Raw genomic sequence first — 17,342 nt, 5'->3', positions numbered from 1 at the left:
GATTTCCGCCGAGATGCGGGCCGACGGCGTCGAGAGGTTCCGGCCGATCGTGGCCCGTTCGCGCGGCGACTGCGGCGGTCGCTGGGCGAACGTCTCCGGCTGCTTCGACCGGCGCGATTCCCAACGGCTTCGAATCGGTCGGTTCCAGAGCGGAACCCGGCTACCGCCGGTGGTCCGCCGGTGTTCTCAGCCGCAGGTCGGCCTCGATCCGGGACGCGGTGGTCACCAGCAGCGGCACGATCTCCCGCCGCACCGCCCCCTCCGGTGCGCGGTGCGCGTCCAACGAGACGTTGACCGCGGCGATCACCTTGCCGTCGGAGTCGCGGACCGGTGCCGCGACGCCCCGCAGGCCTTCCTCCAGCTCGCTGTCGGAGATCGCGAAGCCCTGCTCGCGGATCTCGGCGAGGTCGGCGAGCAGGCCTCGGCGGGTGGTGACGGTGTGCGGTGTGAGCCGCTTCAGCTCCGCTGACCGCAGCCGCGCCTCCAGCAGCTCCGGTGGCATGCCTGCCAGCAGCACCTTGCCCATCGAGGTGGCGTGCGCCGGGAAGCGGGTGCCGACCGGGATCGTGACGGACAGCAGCTTCGGGCTGGGAACCTGCGCCACGTAGCGGATCTCCTCGCCGTCCAGCACGGCGAGCGCGGTCATCTCGCGCAGTTCCCCGGTGAGCCGCCGCAGGTGCGGTTCGGCGATCTGCGGCAGCGACCGGCTCGACAGGTACGCGTAGCCGAACTCCAGCACCTGCGGCGTCAACGCGAAGCGCCGCTCGTCGTGCCGCACGTAGCCGAGGCCGACCAGGGTCAGCAGGATCCGCCGGGCCCCGGCCCGGTCCAGGCCGCTGGCCTGGGCGACCTCGGTCAGCGTCAGCTCCGGCTGCTCCGGCGAGAACGCCCGCAGCACGGCCAGCGCCCGCTCGACCGAGCGCAAGATCTGCTCCTCGGGCATCTCGCCTCCTGCGGCCGGCTCAGAGCTCCAGCGCGGTGATGAGCCGGTCGATGCTCGCGCCGAGGCCCCAGGTGCTCTGCAGCTCGCGCAGCCGGTCGACGTCCACTTCGGACTTCGGCATCGGGTCGGGGCGGTCGACGACCACCGGCGCGTCGTGCACCACGCGGACCACCGACGGCGCCGCGGCGAGGTAGTCCGAAGCTTCGGCCAGCTTGCCGCGCACCCGCGGCGTCAGACCGGCGGCACCGCTGTCGGCCGCCGCCAGCAGGGCTTCGAGGGAGCCGAACTGGGTGATCAGCTTCGCGGCCGTCTTCTCGCCGATGCCCGCCACGCCGGGCAGGCCGTCCGACGGGTCGCCGCGCAGCACCGCCATGTCGGCGTAGTCGTCGCCCGCCCGCCCGGGGGACAGCGCGTACTTCTCGGCGAGCTCGGCGGGCCCGTAGTTCTGCGCCTTGGCCAGCCCGGCGCCGATGTAGATCACCCGCACCGGGGTGGGCTCGGTGCGCACCAGCTGGAACAGGTCGCGGTCGCCGGTGACGACCTCCACCGGGTCCCGGTCCTCGCGCCAGGCCAGCGCGCCGATCACGTCGTCGGCCTCGTAACCCTCGGCCTCCGCCGTGGCCACGCCCGCCGCGTCGAGCACGTCGAGGATCACCGGGACCTGCGGGGAGAGCGCGTCCGGCACCTCTTCGGCGTCCGGGTCCTCCTCGGCCACGCGGTGCGCCTTGTAGGACGGCAGCGCGTCGACCCGGAACTGCGGGCGCCAGTCGTTGTCCAGGCAGGCGACCAGCCGGGACGGGCGGCGATCGGTGATCAGCTTGGCGAGCATGTCGCAGAACCCGCGCACGGAGTTCACCGGTGTCCCGTCCGGCGCGGTCAGCGAGTCGGGCAGGGCGTAGAACGAGCGGAACCACAACCCGGCCGAGTCGACGAGCATCAGAGGACCAGTCACCGCCCCAGCTTGTCACGACCCGGCGACATCCGGCCCGGTGTCACCGCCGGAGGTGGGCGAGGACCTCCGGGATCAGGGCGTCGAGCGCCGTGCCCGTCAGCGCGTGCCCCATGCCCGGGATCTCGACCAGCACCGCGCCGGGGATCGACCCGGCGAGGTGACGCCCGTGCGGCGGCGGGCTGATCGGGTCCAGCGGTGCCTGGACCACGAGCGTCGGCGCGGTGATGCGGGCCAGGTCGGCCCCGCGGGTGGCGATCCCCTCGGTCACGTACCCGTGCGCGATGCTCTGGTGCAGGGTGCCGGCGTGGTCGATCACCCGCTCCTCCCGCCGCCGGAACTCGGCCGGGTCGAAGGCGTCGCCTGCCACGGTGCGCCAGCCCGCCACCCGCCGGTCGAGCTCGGCCGACCGGTCGTGCACGGGGCCGGCGTGCAGTTCCAGCGCTTCGAACACGCGCGGCTCCGGAAGCGGCAGCCCGTCCCGGGACGTTTCACCGGCCATCGCGCGCGCCACGCTGTCCGCGAAGTCGATCCCCAGCGCGTGGGTGCAGATCAGCGTCTGGCTCAGCATCCGGTGCGGGTGGTCGACCGCGATCAGCTGCGCCAGGCCCGCGCCCATGGAGAAGGCAACGACGTGCGCCGCGCTCACGCCCCAGGCGTCCAGCACCGCGATGGCGTCCGCGGTGAGGTCGTCGAAGGTGTAGGGGTTCGCGGCGAAGTCCCGGTGGGTCGAGCGCCCGGTGTCGCGGTGGTCGTAGCGGATCACCCGGTATCCGCCGCCGACCAGCGCCGCCACCACCTCGTCGGGCCAGAACAGCCCGGGCTGGCAGTCGCCCGAGATCAGCAGGACCGGCGGGTCGCCGGGATCACCGCGGTCCTCGCTCCACAGCCGCGTGCTCCCGGCCGCGACCGTCCGTTCGGTCATCGTCGGCCCCCGTTCAGCGGAAGTCCGCCGCGTGGTCGGCCGCCCACTGCGCGAAGGTGCGCGCCGGGCGGCCGGTGACCTGCTCGACGGTCGGCAGCACGGGTTCCGGCTGGTCGACGGCTTCGGCCCAGTAGCCGAGGAGCATGTCGACGATGTCCTCGGGCAGGCCCTGCAGCAGCTCGGCCCGGCCCTGCTCCGGTGTCAGCTCCTCGAACGAGGTCTGTCGGCCGAGCACTTCGCCGATGGTGCGCACCTGGTCGGCCAGGGTGATCGACGCGGGGCCGCTGAGCGTGTACTTCGCCCCGGTGTGGCCGTCTTCGAGCAGCGCGGTGGCGGCCACCGCGGCGATGTCGGCCTCGTGGACCGGGGCCTGCGCCGCCGAGGCGTAGGGGGAGCGCACTGCGGATCCTGAGCGGATGGCGTCGGCCCAGAGCAGCGAGTTCGACGCGAAGGAACCGGGCCGGACGGTCGTGCACGCGATTCCGGAATCCTCGACGGCCCGCTCCACCGCGAGGTGCCACGCATGGCTGTCGGAATTGTGGTCGCGCTTGTACTCGATTCCGGCCGCTGCCGAGGACAGCACGACGATGCGGCGCACTCCGGCCTTCCTCGCCAATTCCGCGAACGCCGTCGCGTCGTCGTGCGGGAACAGGTACGCGCGCTCGATTCCGGCCAGCGCCGGTTCGAGCGTTTCGGGCCGGTCGAGGTCGCCGGCGACGACCTCGACGTCCGCGGGCAGGCCCGCGTTGTCAGGATTCCGGGTCATAGCACGCACTTGCGCGCCCGCATCGCGCAGCCGTGCCACGACGTGCCTGCCGACGCTCCCGGTCGCACCGGTCACCAAGAAGGTCATGAACTGCTCCTGCACATCACTGGTGGACAAATCCGGATGGGCCGCTGGCGGAACTGCGCTCGCGGCGGCCGCAAAGGTACACCAAGAATTGCGGGAAAGGGAAATTTGACAAATTCCTGGAGTGCTGTTCTGGGTTTGTCGATTAATGGCCGGAGAGGCTATTCGACTTCCTGTCAAGCGGTTCGCGGAATTCGGCGAACAATTGTCGAGCGGCGGTGGCAAGGGCCGCCACCGCCGCTCGCGGGTGTCAGTCCTGCCCGGCGGCTCGGCGGGCTCTGGCGGGATCCGTTGCGGCCAGCGCGCTTTGCGCTGCCCGCTGCCAGTCCGCCAGCGTGCGTTCGGCCAGCGCGGCGCCGACCGCGGGCAGGGCCGCGGGGTTCATGGACAGGCTGGTGACGCCCAGGCCGGTCAGGACTCCGGCCAGCCGGGGATCGGCCGCCGCTTCGCCGCAGATGCCGACCGGTTTGCCCCGTTCCCCGCCGGCTCGGGCCAGGTGTGCGATCAGGCGCAGCAGCGCGGGTTGCCACGGGTCGTTGAGCGCGGCGAGCGCGCCGAGCATGCGGTCCGCCGCGAAGGTGTACTGCGCGAGGTCGTTGGTGCCGATGCTGACGAAGTCGACGGCGTCGAGGATCGCCTCCGCCGTCAACGCCGCCGCCGGGGTCTCCACCATGACTCCGGCGCGCTCGATCCCGGCGGCGCGGGCGCGTTCGGCGAACCACGCCGCCTCCGCGGCGGTCGCGACCATCGGTGCCATGACCGACACCTCCGCGCCGGTTTCCGCTGCGGCAGCGGCGATCGCGGTGAGCTGGCGGTCGAGCAGGCCGGGCCGGTCGAAGGCCACGCGGAGCCCGCGCACGCCCAGTGCCGGGTTGGGTTCATCGCCGATCGCCAGGAACGGCAGCGGTTTGTCCGCACCGGCGTCGAGCGTGCGCACCACGACGGGCTTGCCCGCGAAGGGTTCCAGCACCGCGGCGTAGGCGCTGCGCTGCGCCTCGACGTCCGGTTCGGCCGCGGCGTCCAGGAAGCAGAACTCCGTGCGGAACAGGCCCGATCCTGCTGCGTCGGCGGTGATCCCGGCTCGCGCGTCGGCGGCCGAGCCGATGTTGGCCAGCAGCGCGACCCGGTGCCCGTCCGCGGTGGTGCCGACGCCGTTCCACAACACCCGGTCGCGAGTCGCCGCCTCCGGTTCCACGGCCCGGTCGAACAGCTCGACGGTGCCGGCCGCGCCGTCGACCCGCGCCCCCGCGGCGTCCGCCGCGAGCACGCCGCGCACCGCCACCACCGCCGGAATTCCCAGCGACCGCGCCAGGATCGCGGTGTGGCTGGTGGGGCCGCCTTCCTCGGTCACCAGCGCCAGCACCAGCCGCGGATCCAGGTCCGCCGTGTCGGCCGGGGCCAGGTCGCGGGCCACCAGCACGCTCGGGCCGGTCAGCTCCGGGACGCCGGGCGGTTCGGTGCCGGTCAGCTCGGCGACCAGGCGATCCCGCACGTCGAGCACGTCGCGCGCCCGTTCGGCCAGGTAGCCGCCGGTCGCGGCCAGCAGCTCGGCGAACTCGCCCGCGGCCTCGAAGACCGCGCGCGGTGCGGGCAGGCCCCGCTCGGCGACCGCTTGCTCGGCCTTGCCGAGCAGTGACGGGTCGGCGGCCATCGTCGCGGTCATCTCCAGCACCTCCCGCGCCTCGCCGTCGGCCGCCGCGGCGCGTGCGATCAGGCGCTGCGCCACGGCCTCCGCGGCGGGGCGGATGCGGGCGGCATCGGCCGCCGGGTCGGTCGGTGCCGGACCGGGCAGCGGATCGGGCGACCGGTCGTGCACCCGCACGACCGGGCCGGCCGCCCGACCAGGGCTGACGCCGACGCCGTGGTGCGTCTTCGCGGGCAGGGTGCTGGTGGACATGCGCGCTCCTCGTCGTGGCCGAAGGTTTCCCCGGCGTTCCCAGAGGCTTGACAATATGGCAACACAGGGCACAATCAGGCAACACCAAACATTAACCGGAGGACAACGGGCATGTACGGGGCGGAGCGCCAACAGCTGCTGGCGCAGCGGGCACGACGGGACGGGCGCATCGACGTCACCGCCGCGGCGACCGAGTTCGAGGTGGCACCCGAGACCATCCGCCGCGACCTCGCCGCGCTCGAACGGCAGGGCCTGGTCCGGCGCGTCTACGGCGGCGCGATCCCGGTCGAGCGGCTGGACTTCGAACCCGGCGTCTCGCTGCGCGACCAGACCAACGCCGCGGCGAAGGAGCGCATCGCGCGCGCCGCGCTGGACCTGGTGCCCAGCCGGGGCACCGTGCTGCTGGACGCGGGCACCACGACCTCCCGGCTGGCCGGGCTGCTGCCCGCCGACCGCGAGCTGACGGTGGTGACCAACTCGCTGACGGTGGCCACCCAGCTGGCCACCCGCAACAACTACAACGTGCACATCCTCGGCGGCCGGATCCGCGGCACCACGCTGGCCACGGTGGAATCCTGGGCGCTGGACGTGCTGCGCGGGCTCACCGTGGACATCGGCTTCTTCGGCACCAACGGGTTCTCCGCGGTGCGCGGCTGCACCACCCCGGACCCGGCCGAGTCCGCGGTCAAGGCGGCGATGGTGGCGGCCAGCCGCAAGCGCGTCCTGCTGGCCGATCACAGCAAGTACGGCGACGACCAGTTCAGCCGGTTCGCCGAGCTCGCCGAGATCGACGTGCTGGTCACCGACGACGGCCTCGACGAGGCGGCGCTCGACGAGCTCGAACAGGTCGAAGCGGAAGTGGTGCTGGCGTGATCGTGACCGTGACCCCCAACCCCAGCCTGGACCGCACCGTGCAGGTGGACCGCCTGGCGCCCGGCGCGGTGCACCGCACCCTCCGGACCCGGCTGGACCCCGGCGGCAAGGGCGTCAACGTCTCCCGCGCGCTGGCCGCGGCCGAGGTGCCGACGCTGGCGGTGCTGCCCTCCGGCGGCGCCGACGGCGCGCGCCTGGCCGAGCTGCTCGCGCCGGAAGCGGTGCCGGTGGTGGAGGTGCCCGTGCAGGCGCCGACCCGCAGCAACATCGCGGTCGTCGAAGCCGACGGCACCACGAGCAAGTTCAACGAACCCGGTCCGGAGCTCGCCGCGGCCGAGGTCGCCGCGCTGGAGCAGGCGGTCGCCGACCTCGCCGGGGGAGCCGAGTGGCTGGTGACCTGCGGAAGCCTGCCCGCCGGGTGCCCGGACGACCTGCACGCCCGCATCGCGGCGGCGGCCCGCCGCGCCGGGGCGAAGGTCGCCGTGGACAGCTCCGGGCAGCCCCTGGCGCTGGCCTGCAAGGCGGCGCCGGACCTGGTCAAACCGAACCTCGCCGAACTCGCGGAGCTGGCCGCAACGCCGCTGCGCGACCTCGGCGACGTGCTGGACGTCGCGAGCCGGCTGCGCGCCGGTGGCGTGGGTGCCGTGCTGGTGAGCCTCGGGCAGCTCGGCGCGGTGCTGGTCGCGGAGTCCGGCACCTGGCACGCCACCAGCGAGGTGCCCGCGGTGCTCAGCACCGTCGGCGCCGGTGATGCGATGCTCGCCGGCTTCCTGCGGGCGGGCGGCAACGGCCCCGACGCGTTGCGCGTCGCGGTCGCCTACGGCGGGGCGGCGGTCGGCTTGGCCGGCAGCCGGATGCCCGCACCGGACGACGTCCACCCGCAGCGGGTGCGGGTGGACGCAGTGGACGAATCAGTGAGCCTCAGCGGAGTGGCGGCATGACTACCGAACTGATCACCCCCGAACTCGTCGACCTGGACCTGGCGGGCACCGACCGCAAGGCCGTGGTGCGCAGCCTCGCCGAGCGGCTGGCCGCCGCCGGGCGGGTCACCGACGTCGAGCGGTTCCTGGCCGACATCGAGGCCCGCGAGCAGCAGATGCCGACCGGGCTGGAAGGCGGCATCGGCATCCCGCACTGCCGCTCCGCGGCGGTGACCGCGCCGACGCTGGCCTTCGGCCGCAGCGCGACCGGGGTCGACTTCGGCGCCGAGGACGGCCCGGCCGACCTCATCTTCCTGATCGCCGCCCCGGAAGGCGGCGGCGCCGACCACATGACGGTGCTCGCCGCGCTGGCCCGCCGGCTGGTGCGCGCGGAGTTCAAGCAGAACCTGCGCGCGGCCACCGATGCCGCGCGGCTGGCCGAGTACGTGCGCGGGGAGGTCTCGCCGTGAAGTACGTCGCCGTCACCGCGTGCCCGACGGGCATCGCGCACACCTACATGGCGGCCGAGGCCCTGGAGCAGGCGGCCAAGGACGCCGGGCACGAAATGCTGGTGGAGACCCAGGGTTCGGCCGGATCCACACCACTGTCCACTGCGGACATCGACGCCGCGGACGCGGTGATCCTGGCCGCCGACGTGGGCGTGCGCGATCGGGACCGCTTCGCGGGCAAGCCGGTGGTGGAGGCGCCGGTCAAGCAGGCGATCAACGACGCCGCCGGGCTCCTGCAGCGCGCCGCGGACGCCGCCGCGCAGCAGCCCGCCTCGGCACCGGAACCCGCTGCGGCGGAACCGGAACTCGCCAGCAAGGTCGTCGCCGGGACCGGGTTCGGCACCCGGCTGCGGCAGTGGCTGATGACCGGTGTCAGCTACATGATCCCGTTCGTGGCCGCGGGCGGTCTGCTGATCGCGCTGAGCTTCGCGCTCGGCGGCTACCAGATCACCGAGGCGCCGCCGGTCACCGAGCACTTCGACGCGGCGAGCCTGGTCAGCTGGGCGGCGCTGTTCAACCAGGTCGGCTCCACCGCGTTCGAGTTCCTGGTGCCGGTGCTGGCCGGGTTCATCGCCTTCGCCATCGCCGACCGGCCCGCGATCGCGCCCGGCTTCGTCGGCGGCGCGGTGGCGGTGACCGTCGGCGCGGGCTTCCTCGGCGGGCTGATCGCCGGTCTGCTGGCCGGTGCGGTGCTCGTCGCGCTCAAGAAGATCAGGGTGCCGCGCGGCATCGCCGGGATCATGCCGGTGGTGGTGCTGCCGCTGCTGGGCGCGCTGATCACCGGCGTGCTGATGTTCGTGGTCATCGGCAAGCCGATCGCGCTGGCCATGACCGCGCTGACCGGGTGGCTGACCGGGCTGTCCGGGGCCAACGCGGCGCTGCTGGGCGCGCTGCTCGGCGCGATGATCGCTTTCGACATGGGCGGGCCGGTCAACAAGGTCGCCTACACCTTCGCCGTCGGCGGGCTGAGCATCGCCACCACCGCGTCGCTGGAGATCATGGCCGCGGTGATGGCCGCCGGGATGGTGCCGCCGCTGGCCCTGGCGCTGGCGTCGGCGGTGCGCGGCAAGCTGTTCACCCCGGCGGAGCGGGCCAGCGGGCGCACCGCCTGGCTGCTGGGCGCGTCGTTCATCACCGAGGGCGCGATCCCGTTCGCCGCGGGCGATCCGCTGCGGGTCATCCCGTCCATCGTGGTCGGATCGGCGACCACCGGGGCGCTGTCGATGGCCTTCGGCGCGTCGCTGCGGGCGCCGCACGGCGGCCTCTTCGTCCTGCCGCTGGTGGGCAACGCGCTGCCGTACCTGGGTGCGATCGCGGCCGGTGTCGTGGTCGCCGCGCTCGCGGTCCTGCTCGCCAAGCAGATCGGTCGCACCGAAACCGCTGAAGCCGCACCGGAGAAGGCCGCGGTCGCGGCCTGACGCTCGAGAGGAACGAGATGCAACGACGAGTCCGCATCGCCGCGTCGGTCGGCCTGCACGCCCGCCCCGCCGCGCTGCTCGCCCAGGCGGCCGCCGCGCAAGCCCAGCCGGTCACCGTCGCCAAGGTCGTCGACGGCGAGGCCGGTCCGCCGGTCGACGCGGCCAGCGTCCTGGGCCTGATGTCGCTGGGCGCCCGGCACGGCGAGGAGGTCGAGCTCTCCGGCCCCGACGAGGCGGCCCTGGACGAACTCGCCGCCCTCCTGGAACAGGACCTGGACAAGGCCCCCGCCTGATCACGACGATCGCCAAGAACTCTTTGCAAAGAGTCCTTGGCGATCGTATCGTGCTCGCATGGACCGGAAACTGGACGCGAAGAGCCTGCGCGGGCTGGCGCATCCGCTGCGGATGGAGTTGCTGGGCGCGCTGCGCAGCGACGGCCCGGCGACCGCTACGCAGCTGGCCGCGCGGACGGGGGAGAGCAGCGGGACGACCAGCTGGCACCTCCGGCAGCTCGCCGAGCACGGGTTCGTCGAGGAGGACGCCGAGCGGGGCAACCGGCGGGAGCGCTGGTGGCGCGCGGTGCACGAGCACACCGTGCTGGCCACCGGCGAGCTCGGACCGGACGAGCAGGGACCGCTGGCGGCCTACCTGTTCGGCGTCGCCGGCGCGCACTACCGGCAGACCACGGCGTACCTGGCCGAACGGCAGCAGTGGCCGCCGGAGTGGACCGAGGCGGCCGCCCTGTCGGACACCTTCCTCTCGCTGCGGCCCGAGGAGCTCGGCGAGCTGACCCGGCGGATGCACGAGCTGCTCGACGAGTACCGGCGTCCGGCCGAGGACGGTGACGAGCAGGTCGCCGTGCAGTTCCAGGCCTTCCCGCGTTCGGCGCCGTGACCGGCCGCGCGCCGGTCGTCCTGCTGTGGGCCTCGACCGGGGTGTCGGCGTTCGCCACGGCGGTCGCGCTGCTGGTGGTCCCGTGGTTCGTGCTGGCGCTGACCGGCAGCGCGACGCTGGTGGGCGCGATCGCCGCGGTCGAGCTGGCCGGGCTGGTGGCGCTGGCCGCGGTGGGCGGTCCGCTGGTGGACCGGCTCGGCGCGCGCCGCTGCGCCATCGCATCGGACCTGTCCGCCGCTGCGGTGCTCATCGCGATTCCGTTGCTGCACAACACGTTCGGCCTCGCGATGTGGCAGCTCTTCGTGCTCGCCGCACTGCTCGGCGCCAGCCGCGCACCGGGGCAGACCGCGCGGCGGGCGGTGGCCCCAGAGCTCCTGGAGCGGGCTGGGATGTCGCTGGAACGCGGCTCCGGAGGGCTTGAAGCGGCCAGCCGCGGCGCGCAGATGCTCGGTGCTCCGCTGGGCGGCGCGGCGCTGGCCGTGGTCTCCGAAACGACCGTGCTGGCCGGTGTCGGAGCCCTCTTCGCGCTGGCTGCCGGGCTGGCCGCGCTCGGCGTTCCCCGGAGCCGCGTCGCACGACCGGCCGACGGCTACCTGACCGACCTCCGCGCCGGTGCCCGCGCGCTGCTCGGCGACCGGCTGCTGACGGCGATCGTGCTGGTGCTGCTGGTGATGAACACGCTCGACATGGCCGCGCTCGGGGTCTTCCACCCGATCTACGCGGCCGAGGTGCTGGGCAGTCCCGTCGCGCTCGGCGCCATGAGCGGTGTGCTGGCGGGCACGGCGCTGCTGGGCAACGTCGGCTACGGATGGCTCGGAGCGCGGCTGCCGCGGCGGTTCGTGCTGGTCACGGCGATCGCCATCACCGGAGCTCCGCGATACGCGATCATGGCCGCGGAACCCGGTCTGCCCGCGCTGCTGATCGTGCTCGCCGTGGTGGGACTGGCTTCGGGCGCGATCAACCCGATGCTGGCGGTGATCGCCTACGAACGGGTGCACCCGGACATGCGCGGCCGGGTCCTGGGACTGCTCAGCGCGGTCGCGATGGTCGGTGCCCCGCTGGGTGCGCTGGTCGGCGGTGCGCTGGTCGACGGCATCGGCCTGCCCGGCGCGCTGGTGTCGGGCGGTGCGGTCTACCTGGCCGTCACGCTCGCGATGGTGCTGTCGCCGGTGTGGCGGGGGCTGGACCGCCCGCACGTCCGGGCTTCACCTCGGGATTAGGCTGGGGAGCTATGGCGACCGACTCGTTCAAGCAGGATCCTTCCGTGCTCGCCGCCCGTCTGACCCGGGCGGCCGAAACCGCGGCCTCGGCTGACCTCGACGCGCTGCTGATCTCGCCCGGTTCCGACCTGCGCTACCTCCTGGGCGCCGGCGGGGAGTCGCACGAGCGGCTGACCTGCCTGGTGCTGCCCGCCGACGGCCGGCCCGCGCTGGTGCTGCCGAAGCTCGAAGAGCTCGGCTTCGCCGACATCCCGCTGGCCGAGCTCGGCATCGACGTCGTCACCTGGGTCGACGGCCAGGACCCGCACGCCATGGTGGCCGACCTGGCAGGCCGCGGCGGCAAGCCCAAGCGCCTGGCCGTCGCCGACGCGATGGCCGCGCTGCACGTCCTGCCGCTGCGCGCCGCGCTGCCCGACGCCGAGCAGGTGCTCGCCGGGCGCGTGCTGCGGGAGCTGCGGATGCGCAAGGACGCCGCCGAGATCGAGGCGCTGCGCAAGGCCGGGGCGGCCATCGACCGGGTGCACAACCGGATGGGCGAGTTCCTCAAAGCGGGCCGCACCGAGGCCGAGGTCGGCGCGGACCTCACCGCCGCGATCCTCGAAGAGGGCCACACCGAGGCGGCGTTCGTCATCGTCGGCTCCGGGCCCAACGGTGCCAGCCCGCACCACGACGTGTCGGACCGGGTGATCGAGCGCGGCGACGTCGTCGTGATCGACATCGGCGGCCCGATCGCGGAGGGCTACAACTCCGACTGCACCCGCACCTACTCGATCGGCGAACCGGCGCAGGCCGACGTCCGCGAGACCTACGCCGTGCTGGAAGCCGCGCAGCGCGCCTCGGTGCAGGCGGTGCGCCCCGGCGCGACGGCCGAGTCCATCGACGCCGCCGCCCGCGAGCCGATCGCCGCCGCCGGGTTCGGCGAGTACTTCGTGCACCGCACCGGCCACGGCATCGGGCTCGACGTGCACGAGGAGCCCTACATCGTCGGCGGCAACGCGATCGAGCTGGAGGCGGGCATGGCCTTCAGCATCGAGCCCGGCATCTACCAGCCGGGCCGCTGGGGCGCGCGGATCGAGGACATCGTCATCGTCACCGAGGACGGCGTCGAGAGCGTGAACAACCAGCCGCACGAGTTGGTGGTGCTGCCGGCGTGAGCGAACGAGCCGCAACTCCAGCCGTGCTGGAGGCCACCGACCGCGCCATCCTGCGCGAGCTGGCCCGCGACGGCCGGTGCAGCTTCACCGATCTGGCCGAACGCGTCGGGCTGAGCGTTTCGGCGGTGCACCAGCGGGTCCGGCGGCTGGAGCAGCGCGGTGCCCTGCAGGGCTACACGGCCAAAGTGGACGGTGACCAGATCGGGTTGCCGCTGACCGCGTTCATCTCGCTGACGCCGATCGACCCGGCGGCCCCGGACGACTACCCGCAGCGCCTGGAGCACCTGCCGCAGATCGAGTCGTGCTACTCGGTGGCGGGCGACGAGTCCTACATCCTCCAGGTGCGAGTGACCTCCCCGCTGGGCCTGGAGGAACTCCTCCGCCAGATCCGCGAAGCGGCGAAGGTCTCGACCCGCACGACGGTGGTCCTGTCCACCCCGTTCGAGAACCGCCCCCCGGCGATCTGACGCCGAACGCGCGAAAGAGGCTCCTGATCTGAAGATCGGGAGCCTCTTTCGCGCGGAACCGGCGAAGTCCTGCGGGATGCGTTGGGGTTGCGGCGGCGGCGATTTCGGGCTCTTGTGACGTGCCCGTGGGTGCGGACTGAGCGATCGGCGGTGATAGCGGGGTGGGGTTGGGGTGGTGACGGGGCCGGTTGGGTGCGGGGCTGGGTTTGGGTTCGAAGCGGTAGGTGGTCGGCTTGTGGGGGTAGCGATTTCGCCTGAAATTGGCCGCGTTGTCGACGGAGCCTGCGGTGGCGAGGCCGCCGATTTCAAGCGAAATCGTCGAAGCTCGGCACCACCGGGACGGCCGTGGGCGTGGTCCGGAGCGTGCGCATCGCACCGGGCGCGGGCCGAAGCGGTCGCGTGACTGGGCTTGTGGTGGCGACGTCAGAGTTTTCTCTTGAAATTGGCTGCGGTGCCAACCGCAGCTCGCCTCGCCAACGATGCCGATTTCATGGGAAAACGCGCCCGCTCCACAAGCCGGCCACCGCCCCCAGATCCCCCCCGAGGGCACCGAGGCACCGATCGCCGGGCCGAAACCACCACCCCATCGCACGCTCCGCCCGAAAAGCGACCGGAGTCCACCGCCGAAGACGAAAGCCCATCGCACCCACGGACACGTCACAAGAGCCCAATCGTCATGCCGGTCAAGGCGACTGACGTCGTGCACCGGCGCGGGAACCCGGTGGCGTCGGGTCAGGGGTTCGACGGAAGTGCCGATGCGGTGTCGGTGGCCAGGTGGAGGTTGCCCCGGTCGTCGGGGAGGCAGACCGCCGCTTCGTCCGTCGTGGCGAGGAATTCGCTCAGGCAGCGGCCCAGTTGGCGGTGGCCTGCGGCGTTCGCGTGGTAGGACTCCTGCATCGCGTGCGCCGCTCGGGATTCGTCCTGGAGGCTCGCCCAGTCCACCGAGAGGCGGGTGAACCACTCGCCCTCGCCCGTCCTCGGTTCGCCGGTGCAGGCCTCGCGGCCCGAGCCCGCCCGGGAGTAGTCCAGGAAGCGGGCGCCGACCTGCTGGGCGACCTCGTGCAGCCCGTTCGCCAGCTGGGGCACGCCGGTGTCGCGGATCCACTGCAGGTCGCCGGTCAGGAACGGGCAACCGGACAGGTTCTGCAGCTCGGGGCGGACGCCGGGGCCGACCGGGGAGGCGTAGGACTGCACCACCAGCGAGTAGCTGCTCGGGGTGTACCCGGCGCTGTCCATGGCGGCGCGGACGTCCTCCAGCGCCCTGCGGACCTTGGGCTTGGTCTCCTCGACCTGCTGCGGCCAGCTGGTGCTCAGCGGTCCGGCGCAGCCCTCCTCGGCGCGGCGCACCCAGGCCTCCACGCACTGGTTGACCGTGTCGGTGAAGCCCACGTCGTTCGCGCCGACCTGCACCACGACGTCGGTGACGCGGTAGCGCTTGGCCAGCTCGGCGAGCTGGGCCGACTGCGAGCCCTCCGGGTGGCCGGGATCCGGGTCGGCGCCGACGACCTCCGCGCGCGCACCGGAGCAGGCCAGGTTGATGCGGGTCACATCGGGCGGCAGCTGGAGCTGGTGGACCGGTGCGGCGGCCGAGCGGTGGCACCAGTTCCCGCGCTCGCCGTTGGTCCCCACCGCGTAGTCCCCGCCGCCCTCGCCGGACAGCGTGCTGTCGCCCATGGTGACCACCGCGGCCGGTAACTGCTTGGGCTGCAGCGGCAGTCCCGGCAAGTACTGGTCGCTGATCAGCAGCGCGAGCGCCAGCACACCGCTGACGGCCACGAAGAGGAGTGTTTTCGTTCTGTGCGCCCGCATCGGGACGAATTCTATGGGGCCCGCGGGGGAGGACCTCCATCACCTCCGCCCGGTGCGGGAGCATTTGTCGGGTCTGGTTCGTTGTACCCGGTGACTGCAGTCGACAGGAGGGCTCCCGCCGTGCCGATCTTCGTTGTGCTCCTGCTCTCCGTGGTGGCCGAGATCGCCGTGCTGGTCGTGCTCGGCCAGGCGATCGGGGTGCTGCCCACCCTCGGTCTGCTGGTGGCCGGGGCGGTGCTGGGCACCTGGCTGCTGCGCCGCGAGGGGCGCCGCACGATGGCGGAGTTCCGGGAGGCCGCGCGGCTGCGGCGCTCGCCGGACCGGGAGATCTCCGACGGCGTGCTCATCGCCGCCGCGGGCCTGCTGATCATCCTGCCCGGCCTGCTCAGCGACGTCGCGGGCTTCCTGCTGCTGTTCCCGCCGATCCGCGCGGTGCTGCGCAAGCGGATGGTGCGCGCCGCCGAGCGGCGGTCGAAGGAGATGCAGGACCAGGTGTGGCTGCACACCCAGCGGGTGCGCCGGGAGCGCGGTGCCGCGGCGCCGGGCAGCGACGTGATCGACGGCGAGGTGGTCTCGGTCACCGAGGACGACGAGCGCGCCCCGGACGACGGGCCGCGATTGCTGCCCCCGCAGCGGTCTGCGCAGGCAGAACGCTCGGACGAGCAGCCGCGCGGCTGATCTGGTCGACGGTCCGTCGGGGTCCGCGCGGTGGCGGGTAAGCTCGCCCGAACCAGCCCATCCGCCGGCGCCGCGCGCCGGTCACCATCGCAGCGGAAACCCGAGACGGGGAAGCACGAAGGACATGTCCGAGACCACGTTGCTGCTCGGCGGACGAATCCACTCGCCCGTCGACGCCGCCGCCACGGCGATGGCCGTGACCGATGGCACCATCTCCTGGCTCGGCTCCGACGAGGTCGGCCGCGCGCTGCACCCCGACGCCGAGGTCGTGGACCTGGAGGGCGCGTTCGTCGCACCGGCGTTCGTCGACGCGCACGTGCACGCGACGTCCACCGGCCTGCTGCTCAACGGGCTCGACCTGACCGGCTGCGCTTCGCTGACGGAGTTCCTGCACGCGCTGCGCGACCACGTGGCCGAGTACCCGGGTGCGCTGGTGTGGGGCCACGGCTGGGACGAGACCTGGTGGCCGGAGCGCCGCCCGCCCACCCGCGAGGAGATCGACCGCGCCGCCGCCGGTGCGCCGGTGTACCTCTCCCGCATAGACGTGCACTCCGCGCTGGTGTCCACCGCGCTGGTGGACCGCACGCCGCTGGCACGCAGCGCCGAGGGCTGGAGCGACTCCGGCCCGCTGACGCGCGTGGCGCACCACCACGTGCGCCGCGCCGCGCGCGATTGCCTCGGCTCCGGGCAGCGCAAGGAAGCCCAGCTGGCGTTCCTGCAGCACGCCGCGTCGCAGGGCGTGGCCTGCGTGCACGAGTGCGCCGGGCCGGACATCTCCGGCGCTGAGGACCTGGTCGACCTGCTGGCGCTCTCGGCGCAGGGCGGAGTTCCCGAGGTCGTCGGCTACTGGGGTGAGCTCGGCGCGGTGGAGCGCGCGGCGGAGCTCGGGGCGCGCGGCCTGGCCGGTGACCTCTTCGTCGACGGTGCGGTCGGTTCCCGCACCGCCGCGCTGCGCGAGCCCTACACCGACGACCCGAGCACCTCCGGGGTGCTCTACCTCGACGCGAACGCGGTGGCCGAGCACCTCGTGGCCTGCACCCGGGCCGGTGTGCAGGCCGGGTTCCACGTGATCGGCGATGCCGGGGTGGCCGAGGTCTGCGCGGGCTTCCGCAAGGCGGCGGAGGTGGTCGGCGTCCCGGCGCTGGCGAGCCTGCGCCACCGGCTGGAGCACCTGGAGATGGTCGACGAGCAGCAGGCCGCCGAGCTGGGCCGCTACGGCGTGGTGGCGTCGGTGCAGCCTGCGTTCGACGCGGCGTGGGGCGGCTCCGGCGCGATGTACGCGCGCCGCCTCGGTGTGCCGCGCGGCACGCAGCTCAACCCGTTCTCCAAGCTGGCGGCCAACGGCGCGCTGCTCGCGCTCGGCTCGGACGCCCCGGTGACGCCGGTGGACCCGTGGCGAGCGGTGCAGGCCGCGGTGCACCACCGCACCAGCGGTTTCGGCATCTCGCCGCGCGCGGCGTTCACGGCGCACACCCGCGGCGGCTGGCGAGCGGCGGGCGTCGACGACGGCGTGACCGGAACGCTCGTGCCGGGTGCGCCCGCGACCTACGCGGTGTGGGACACCGGTGAGCTCGTCGTGGCGGCAACGGACTCGCGGGTGCAGCGCTGGTCGACCGACCCGCGCTCCGGGGTCCCCCCGCTGCCGGACCTCTCACCGCAGGCACCGATGCCGCGCTGCCTGCGCACCGTCCTGCGCGGCGAGACGATCTACACCCGCTCCCCGGAGGACGACGAACTCGTCTGACCGCCGCCGTCCCGGGGCCCGGCGTCAATTTCGTACGAAATTGACCGTCACCCGGGTGAACGTCAATTTCGTACGAAATTGACACCGGCTGC

General features: G+C 73.3%; 17 protein-coding genes. 11 read left to right on the top strand and 6 right to left on the bottom strand.

The genetic code is table 11. The annotated features are described in order from the left end of the window. Positions 1-160: 160 nt before the first annotated feature. From OU416_RS26105 to OU416_RS26085, 5 genes are all read right to left on the bottom strand, one after another. The gene (locus OU416_RS26105) at positions 161-943 is read right to left on the bottom strand and encodes an IclR family transcriptional regulator domain-containing protein (protein ID WP_270929654.1); all 783 of its coding nucleotides are present in this window, start codon (positions 941-943) and stop codon (positions 161-163) included. Between the two features lie 19 nt (positions 944-962). Next, positions 963-1,880 carry a 5'-3' exonuclease gene (locus OU416_RS26100; protein ID WP_270929727.1) on the bottom strand — a complete coding sequence of 306 codons (918 nt, stop codon included), beginning with the start codon at positions 1,878-1,880 and terminating at the stop codon, positions 963-965. A 55-nt stretch (positions 1,881-1,935) separates the two neighbouring features. After that, the gene (locus tag OU416_RS26095; RefSeq protein ID WP_270929653.1) at positions 1,936-2,817 is read right to left on the bottom strand and encodes an alpha/beta fold hydrolase; all 882 of its coding nucleotides are present in this window, start codon (positions 2,815-2,817) and stop codon (positions 1,936-1,938) included. Between the two features lie 13 nt (positions 2,818-2,830). Then, entirely contained in the window at positions 2,831-3,670 is an 840-nt protein-coding gene (locus OU416_RS26090; protein ID WP_270929652.1) for an NAD(P)H-binding protein, read from the bottom strand. A gap of 247 nt (positions 3,671-3,917) precedes the next feature. Beyond that, positions 3,918-5,564, bottom strand: a complete 1,647-nt coding sequence (locus OU416_RS26085; protein WP_270929651.1) for a phosphoenolpyruvate--protein phosphotransferase — start codon at positions 5,562-5,564, stop codon at positions 3,918-3,920. A 111-nt stretch (positions 5,565-5,675) separates the two neighbouring features. Here OU416_RS26085 and OU416_RS26080 point away from each other — a divergent pair, with 111 nt between their 5' ends. Genes OU416_RS26080 through OU416_RS26040 form a run of 9 tightly spaced genes read left to right on the top strand, consistent with a single transcriptional unit; the run spans position 5,676 to position 13,019 of the window. Further along, entirely contained in the window at positions 5,676-6,437 is a 762-nt protein-coding gene (locus OU416_RS26080; RefSeq protein ID WP_270929650.1) for a DeoR/GlpR family DNA-binding transcription regulator, read from the top strand. Next, positions 6,434-7,378, top strand: coding sequence for a 1-phosphofructokinase (gene pfkB / locus OU416_RS26075; protein WP_270929649.1), 945 nt, complete (start codon positions 6,434-6,436; stop codon positions 7,376-7,378). The genes OU416_RS26080 and pfkB overlap by 4 nt, the downstream gene beginning before the upstream one ends. Further along, positions 7,375-7,827 (top strand): PTS sugar transporter subunit IIA, encoded by a 453-nt coding sequence (locus OU416_RS26070; RefSeq protein WP_270929648.1) that lies wholly within the window; start codon positions 7,375-7,377, stop codon positions 7,825-7,827. The genes pfkB and OU416_RS26070 overlap by 4 nt, the downstream gene beginning before the upstream one ends. Next, positions 7,824-9,284 (top strand): PTS fructose transporter subunit IIC, encoded by a 1,461-nt coding sequence (locus tag OU416_RS26065; protein ID WP_270929647.1) that lies wholly within the window; start codon positions 7,824-7,826, stop codon positions 9,282-9,284. Before OU416_RS26070 ends, OU416_RS26065 begins: the two co-directional genes overlap by 4 nt. Before the next feature lie 17 nt (positions 9,285-9,301). Then, positions 9,302-9,577: an HPr family phosphocarrier protein gene (locus OU416_RS26060; protein WP_270929646.1), complete on the top strand. Its 276-nt coding sequence runs from the start codon at positions 9,302-9,304 to the stop codon at positions 9,575-9,577. Positions 9,578-9,635: 58 nt separating this feature from the next. Further along, positions 9,636-10,178 carry an ArsR/SmtB family transcription factor gene (locus OU416_RS26055; RefSeq protein WP_270929645.1) on the top strand — a complete coding sequence of 181 codons (543 nt, stop codon included), beginning with the start codon at positions 9,636-9,638 and terminating at the stop codon, positions 10,176-10,178. Beyond that, positions 10,175-11,398, top strand: coding sequence for an MFS transporter (locus OU416_RS26050; RefSeq protein WP_270929644.1), 1,224 nt, complete (start codon positions 10,175-10,177; stop codon positions 11,396-11,398). Before OU416_RS26055 ends, OU416_RS26050 begins: the two co-directional genes overlap by 4 nt. A gap of 11 nt (positions 11,399-11,409) precedes the next feature. Beyond that, complete coding sequence (locus tag OU416_RS26045; RefSeq protein WP_270929643.1) at positions 11,410-12,552, top strand: M24 family metallopeptidase; 1,143 nt, start codon at positions 11,410-11,412, stop codon at positions 12,550-12,552. Positions 12,553-12,578: 26 nt separating this feature from the next. Further along, on the top strand, positions 12,579-13,019 hold the full coding sequence (locus tag OU416_RS26040) for an Lrp/AsnC family transcriptional regulator (protein WP_270929726.1): 441 nt from the start codon (positions 12,579-12,581) through the stop codon (positions 13,017-13,019). A 732-nt stretch (positions 13,020-13,751) separates the two neighbouring features. Here OU416_RS26040 and OU416_RS26035 read toward each other — a convergent pair. Beyond that, positions 13,752-14,795, bottom strand: a complete 1,044-nt coding sequence (locus tag OU416_RS26035; protein WP_270929642.1) for a GDSL-type esterase/lipase family protein — start codon at positions 14,793-14,795, stop codon at positions 13,752-13,754. 153 nt (positions 14,796-14,948) lie between these two features. Between OU416_RS26035 and OU416_RS26030 the strand changes: the two genes are divergently transcribed. Together OU416_RS26030 and OU416_RS26025 are read left to right on the top strand one after the other, a co-directional pair. Continuing rightward, the gene (locus OU416_RS26030; protein WP_270929641.1) at positions 14,949-15,506 is read left to right on the top strand and encodes an FxsA family protein; all 558 of its coding nucleotides are present in this window, start codon (positions 14,949-14,951) and stop codon (positions 15,504-15,506) included. A 124-nt stretch (positions 15,507-15,630) separates the two neighbouring features. Then, positions 15,631-17,250 carry an amidohydrolase gene (locus OU416_RS26025; RefSeq protein ID WP_270929640.1) on the top strand — a complete coding sequence of 540 codons (1,620 nt, stop codon included), beginning with the start codon at positions 15,631-15,633 and terminating at the stop codon, positions 17,248-17,250. The last annotated feature ends 92 nt before the right edge of the window (positions 17,251-17,342 follow it).

Origin of the sequence: Saccharopolyspora indica (assembly GCF_027853965.1) — a bacterium.
GTDB lineage: Bacteria > Actinomycetota > Actinomycetes > Mycobacteriales > Pseudonocardiaceae > Saccharopolyspora > Saccharopolyspora indica.
This window is presented reverse-complemented; position numbering and strand designations above follow the sequence as displayed.

What these genes read in the sequence shown, in the direction of transcription:
- OU416_RS26105 (WP_270929654.1), bottom strand. Translation starts at nt 943, where the DNA reads ATGCCCGAGGAGCAGATCTTGCGCTCGGTCGAGCGGGCGCTGGCCGTG.
- OU416_RS26100 (WP_270929727.1), bottom strand. Translation starts at nt 1,880, where the DNA reads ATGCTCGTCGACTCGGCCGGGTTGTGGTTCCGCTCGTTCTACGCCCTG.
- OU416_RS26095 (WP_270929653.1), bottom strand. Translation starts at nt 2,817, where the DNA reads ATGACCGAACGGACGGTCGCGGCCGGGAGCACGCGGCTGTGGAGCGAG.
- OU416_RS26090 (WP_270929652.1), bottom strand. Translation starts at nt 3,670, where the DNA reads ATGACCTTCTTGGTGACCGGTGCGACCGGGAGCGTCGGCAGGCACGTC.
- OU416_RS26085 (WP_270929651.1), bottom strand. Translation starts at nt 5,564, where the DNA reads ATGTCCACCAGCACCCTGCCCGCGAAGACGCACCACGGCGTCGGCGTC.
- OU416_RS26080 (WP_270929650.1), top strand. Translation starts at nt 5,676, where the DNA reads ATGTACGGGGCGGAGCGCCAACAGCTGCTGGCGCAGCGGGCACGACGG.
- OU416_RS26070 (WP_270929648.1), top strand. Translation starts at nt 7,375, where the DNA reads ATGACTACCGAACTGATCACCCCCGAACTCGTCGACCTGGACCTGGCG.
- OU416_RS26060 (WP_270929646.1), top strand. Translation starts at nt 9,302, where the DNA reads ATGCAACGACGAGTCCGCATCGCCGCGTCGGTCGGCCTGCACGCCCGC.
- OU416_RS26055 (WP_270929645.1), top strand. Translation starts at nt 9,636, where the DNA reads ATGGACCGGAAACTGGACGCGAAGAGCCTGCGCGGGCTGGCGCATCCG.
- OU416_RS26045 (WP_270929643.1), top strand. Translation starts at nt 11,410, where the DNA reads ATGGCGACCGACTCGTTCAAGCAGGATCCTTCCGTGCTCGCCGCCCGT.
- OU416_RS26025 (WP_270929640.1), top strand. Translation starts at nt 15,631, where the DNA reads ATGTCCGAGACCACGTTGCTGCTCGGCGGACGAATCCACTCGCCCGTC.